We start from the raw sequence: 5,335 nt of genomic DNA, 5'->3' as shown, positions 1-5,335 counted from the left end.
AAAAATAGTTGGCGTAAACGAGAAAACTATATCAGGGTGCCAAACAACGAATATTTCGTTTTAGGTGATAATCGAAAAGTTTCCAAAGATTCGAGATATTTTGGATTTGTACCAGCAGATGCCATTGTTGGCAAAGTTAAAGTTCCATTTTGGTGGTCAACAAGCCAAGCAGAAAAAGAGAATATCAATCAAGAGCATTATTAATTTCTATGAGTAATTAAATAGCTAATATAAAAAGCTGTTGAAAACAAATTAAAAAAGAGTGATAATGAAAGCGCATTAATAATGATGCATAAAAAACTAAAAGCCTTTATTTGCGAATCTCGCGAATAAAGGCTTCTCTTCTTTTTAGGAAATAATATGCATTTAATATTTCGACATGATAAAGAATATTTGCGTGGAAATATGAATTTACAAGAAAAATTTGCTTATATGAAAACAGGCAAGCCTTATAATGACCTTGATCCATTGTTAGAAAAGGCTCGTGAAGAGTCAACGAAAAAGACGGATGCGATAAACAATGAAAGCGATCCTCAAAAGAAAGAGCAACTTATACGTGAATTATTTGGATCAGCAGGTAAAAATCCGTTTGCCAATCCAAACTTCAGGTGTGAATTTGGTCAAAACATACATGTTGGTGATGACTTTTATGCTAATTATGATTGTACATTGTTAGATGATGCTCCTATCACAATTGGTGATCATGTCTTATTGGCACCAAAAGTTGGTCTTTTTACTAGCAACCATTTATTTGACCCAATTGAGCGTGAAAAGGAAGGATGTATCGCAAGGCCAATCGTTATTGGTAACCATGTTTAGCTTTGTGCTAATGTGATAGTCACTCCTGGAACTACAATTGGAGAAAACACAATAATAGGTGCCGGAAGTGTGGTAACTCATGACATTCCGGCAAATGTGATAGCAGCAGGAAATCCTTGTAGAGCCTTTTTATTATATTTCTTTCTCTTTATTCCAAATTTTGCTGATGATGTAAAGGATCACAAAAGTTAAAATTGCAGCAATCATTGGAATACGGTAGCTTGGTAAGATCAACAGCAAGATAATCATTGCTACGAAGAACAGTAAGATGATCCAATCCAAATATGGAAAACCGGGCATTTTAAAATCATTCAATTGATCTTCTGGCGTCTGCTTGCGGTAGGACATATGGGTTAAAACCATAAGACACCAAATGATTAAGAACATGCTAGTGGTAGTAGAAGAGATGAAATTGAAGGCTTGATCGCCGATTATCAAAGTAATTAATGGCGCCAAACCAATCAAAATTGCTGACAGAATTAAACCATTTTGCGGCAGCTGCCTGTGTGATAAGTGACCGAAAGTTTGATTCCATTTTCCTTTGCCATGGAAAGTTACTGAGAATAAGAGTCGTCCTGCACCGTATAAAATACTGTTTGTTGAAGAAATAGCAGCGGAAATAACTACGAAATTGATAATCGAACTGGCATTTCTAATCCCAGTGGCCCCAAGAGCTTGAACGAAGGGACTAGAATTAGTTGAAATTTTATTCCAAGGAATTGCCAACAGGATTGCCAAGATAGCCAAAACATAGAACAAAATAATTCTTACTGGCAATTGATTAATCGCATTTCTCAGAGTAACGCGTGGATTTTGAGTTTCTGCTGCCGTCAAACCGATTAATTCAACCCCGATAAAGCTGAAAATTACCATTTGAAAACCTTGCAAAAATCCTTTTCCGCCATGGGCAAAAAATCCACCGTTACTATCAAGATTAGAAAAAGCAACAGGACCAAAACTAGTTTTTCCACCGGATAATAAAAGCCAAAAAATCAAAAGCACGAAGGCTATGACGGTAATGATTTTGATAATAGCAAAGCTAAATTCCAAATTGCCAAATACTCTTGCTGAAATCAAATTGATTACTAATAAAACAGCAATCGTGATGAGTCCCGGAAGCCAGGGTTTTAAACTCGGAAGCCAATATTTAAAGTAAACTCCCAAAGCAGTGGTTTCGGCCATTCCTAAGGTGATCCAACTTATCCAGTATAAATAGCCGGTGATAAAGCCGATGTTTTTTCCTAAATATTTTTCAATGAAATCAATATAGGTATGCTTGCTTAAATCGGACATGATCAATTCGCCTAAAGCACGCATTAGAAAGAAAAGAAAAATACCGACAATAATATAAATCAAGATTACGCTAGGCCCGGCCCGGTGAATACTATCACCAACTCCTAAGAACAAGCCAGTACCAATTGTGCCACCCAGGGCAATCAACTGAATATGGGCGTTGCTAAGGGTTCGTTTATAGCCTACGTTAGTTTGCACATCATCGTTTTTCATTTAACCACTCCAATTATAATTATAAAACAATATAGTATTATTTTATCATCTCTGTTTTGTGATAGTAGTTTTCAATCATGATTTAAAAAAATCTAAAAAATATAAGTTTGTTAATCCACAAACAAAGATATTTAGTAAGCGCTTTCATGCTTAATTTCCTAAAATAGCCTTAAGATTGGCTTTGCTTGTGCATCCCTGAAAGTTGTGCTTTTAGCATTTACTTTTTTGGTGAAAGTGTTATAGTCAATATTGTAAATTAGTTCACAAAATAAGTAAATCTTAGAGGTAATTGTAAATGGCTAAGACACAACAAAAAGAGACAATGTCTGAAGAAGAAAAGAACACACAAATTTACGACATGGTTGATGACTTAGTAAAGAAATCACATGTTGCTTTGGATCAAATGGCCAACTTCACTCAAGAACAAGTTGATAAAATCTGTGAAGCAATTGCTACTGCCGGTGAACAAAATGCTTACCCATTAGCAAAAATGGCTGTAGAAGAAACTCATCGTGGTGTTCTTGAAGATAAAACCACCAAAAACATGTTTGCTAGTGAAAACATTTGGAACAGCTTACGTCACGAAAAGACTGTTGGCGTCATTGATGAAGATAAAGAACAAGGTTTGGTAAAGATTGCTGAACCTAAGGGTGTTGTAGCTGGTGTTACCCCTGTAACCAACCCAACTTCAACCGTTATCTTCAAAGCAATGCTTGCTTTAAAGACTAGAAACACAATTATCTTCGGCTTCCACCCACAAGCTCAAAAATGTTGTGTGGCAACTGGTAAAATCCTTCAAAAGGCTGCTGAAGCTGCAGGTGCACCAAAGAACGCAATTCAATGGATTGAAGAACCAAGTTTGCAAGCAACTACTGACTTGATGACTAACCCAGGAGTTCAAACTATTTTGGCTACTGGTGGTCCAGGCATGGTTAAGGCTGCTTACTCATCTGGCAAACCAGCTATCGGTGTTGGTCCTGGTAACGGTCCTTCATATATTGAAAAATCCGCTAATGTTGAACGTGCCGTTTACGATATCGTTTTATCAAAGACATTCGATAATGGTATGGTTTGTGCTTCTGAAAACTCAGTTGTTGTTGATACAGAAATCTACGACAGAGTTAAGGAAGAATTCAAGAAGTGGAACTGCTACTTCTTAAAAAAGGAAGAAATTAAGAAGTTTGAACAACACTTCATTGACCCAAGACGTGGTACTGTTGCAGGTCCTGTAGCTGGTAAGTCAGCTTATGAGATTGCTAAGCTTTGTGGTGTTGATGTTCCAAAAGACACTAAGGTTATCATCGCTGAATACCATGGTGTTGGTAGAGAATTCCCACTTTCAGCAGAAAAACTTTCACCAGTCTTCACTTTATATCGTGCTAAGAACCATGATGATGCCTTCAAGATTTGTACTGACCTTCTTAACTATGGTGGTCGTGGTCACACCGCTGGTCTTCACTCAAGTGATAAGAAGATCATTGATGAATTTGCAATGAAGATGGATGCTTGTCGTATCTTGGTTAACTCACCAGCTGCCTTAGGTGGTATCGGCGACCTTTACAACAACATGCTCCCATCATTGACTTTAGGTACTGGTTCATACGGTGCCAACACCTTCTCACACAACATCGGTGCTAGAGACCTCTTGAACATCAAGACAGTTGCTATGCGTCGTGACAACATGCAATGGATAAAAGTTCCAGCTAAGACCTACTTCGAACACAACGCTGCTAACTACTTACGTCACATGCCAAATGTAAACCGCTTCTTCATCGTTACTGATGAAGGTGTTGCAGATCAAGGCTTTGCTGATGAAATTACTGATATTATTTCTAAGCGTAGAGGTGCTAAGGAATACGAAGTATTCAAGGCTGTAACTCTTGATCCAAATACTGACGTAATTAAAGACGGTGTTCACAGAATGAACATCTTCAAGCCAGATGTTGTCATTGCCATCGGTGGTGGTTCAGTAATGGACGCAGCTAAGGCTATGCGTTTGTTCTACGAAAACCCAGACATGACTTTTGAAGAAGCTTACCAAAAGTTTTTGGATATCAGAAAAAGAGTAGTTCGCTTCCCAAAAATTAACGGCGTTCAACTTGTATGTATCCCAACTACTTCAGGTACTGGTTCAGAAGTTTCACCAATTGCCATTATCAGCGATGCTAAGAGTGGCATTAAGCACACCTTGTGTGACTACGCTTTAACTCCAGATGTATCAATCGTTGATGATCAATTTGTTCAAACTTTGCCAAAACGCTTGATTGCATGGTCCGGCTTCGAAGCATTGGGTCACGCAATTGAAAGCTATGTTTCAACTATGGCTACTGACTTCACTCGTGGCTGGTCATTAGAAGCTATCAAGATCATCTTTGGCAACTTGAAGGCTTCATACGATGGCGACTTGGATGCACGTAAGAGAATGCACGATGCCGCAACTATTGCTGGTATGGCTTACTCAAACGCCTTCCTTGGTTTGGAACACTCAATTGCCCACACAGTTGGTTCAACCTTTGACATTCCAAGTGGTGTAAGTGACGCAATTGTATTGCCACAAGTAATTCGCTTCAATGCAAAGCGCCCTGAAAAGCTTGCTATGTTGCCTCATTACTCAGTTTACCGTGCTGAAAAAGACTATGCTGATATTGCTAGAGCTCTTGGCTTAACTGGTACAACTGATCACGAATTAGTTGAAAAATTGGTAGACAAGATCATCGAATTAGCTCACTCAGTTGACATTAAGTTGGCCTTCAAGGGTTACGGCGTTGACAAGAAGCAATTCGAAGACAAGGTTGATGAATTGGCTGTTAAGGCTTACGGTGATCAAAACACTGTTACTAACCCAGTTGCACCACTGATCAACCAAATCATTGACTTGATGAAGGATTGTTACGACGGTAAGGGAATTTCTAATAAGTAAAATCGCGTAATACTTAATAAATACCTGAATTCCAATTCTGAAGTTTAAAAAACTTATTTAAAAAGAAATGGCTCTTTGTCAAATCCTGTT

The 5,335-nt window shown here is 38.2% G+C and carries 3 protein-coding genes and 1 pseudogene; 3 read left to right on the top strand and 1 reads right to left on the bottom strand.

The genetic code is table 11. The annotated features are described in order from the left end of the window. Positions 1 to 204: signal peptidase I (gene lepB / locus B2008_RS06755; protein ID WP_286822620.1), on the top strand; the 204-nt coding region annotated here is incomplete at its 5' end. A 201-nt stretch (positions 205 to 405) separates the two neighbouring features. Beyond that, positions 406 to 1,011 (top strand): annotated as a pseudogene (locus tag B2008_RS06750) (sugar O-acetyltransferase). Here B2008_RS06750 and B2008_RS06745 read toward each other — a convergent pair. Then, positions 952 to 2,325 (bottom strand): amino acid permease, encoded by a 1,374-nt coding sequence (locus B2008_RS06745; protein WP_281827770.1) that lies wholly within the window; start codon positions 2,323 to 2,325, stop codon positions 952 to 954. The pseudogene B2008_RS06750 and the gene B2008_RS06745 sit on opposite strands and share 60 nt — an antisense overlap. Before the next feature lie 295 nt (positions 2,326 to 2,620). Between B2008_RS06745 and adhE the strand changes: the two genes are divergently transcribed. Continuing rightward, the gene (adhE, locus tag B2008_RS06740; protein ID WP_281827769.1) at positions 2,621 to 5,245 is read left to right on the top strand and encodes a bifunctional acetaldehyde-CoA/alcohol dehydrogenase; all 2,625 of its coding nucleotides are present in this window, start codon (positions 2,621 to 2,623) and stop codon (positions 5,243 to 5,245) included. The last annotated feature ends 90 nt before the right edge of the window (positions 5,246 to 5,335 follow it).

It is taken from the genome of Lactobacillus sp. UBA5813 (assembly GCF_002417895.1).
GTDB lineage: Bacteria > Bacillota > Bacilli > Lactobacillales > Lactobacillaceae > Lactobacillus > Lactobacillus amylolyticus.
The sequence above is the reverse complement of the archived record's forward strand: the minus strand, read 5'-3'. Positions and strand labels throughout refer to the sequence as shown.

Excerpts from the sequence above, each read along its gene's own strand:
- B2008_RS06745 (WP_281827770.1), bottom strand. The coding sequence starts at position 2,325 with ATGAAAAACGATGATGTGCAAACTAACGTAGGCTATAAACGAACCCTT.
- adhE (WP_281827769.1), top strand. The coding sequence starts at position 2,621 with ATGGCTAAGACACAACAAAAAGAGACAATGTCTGAAGAAGAAAAGAAC.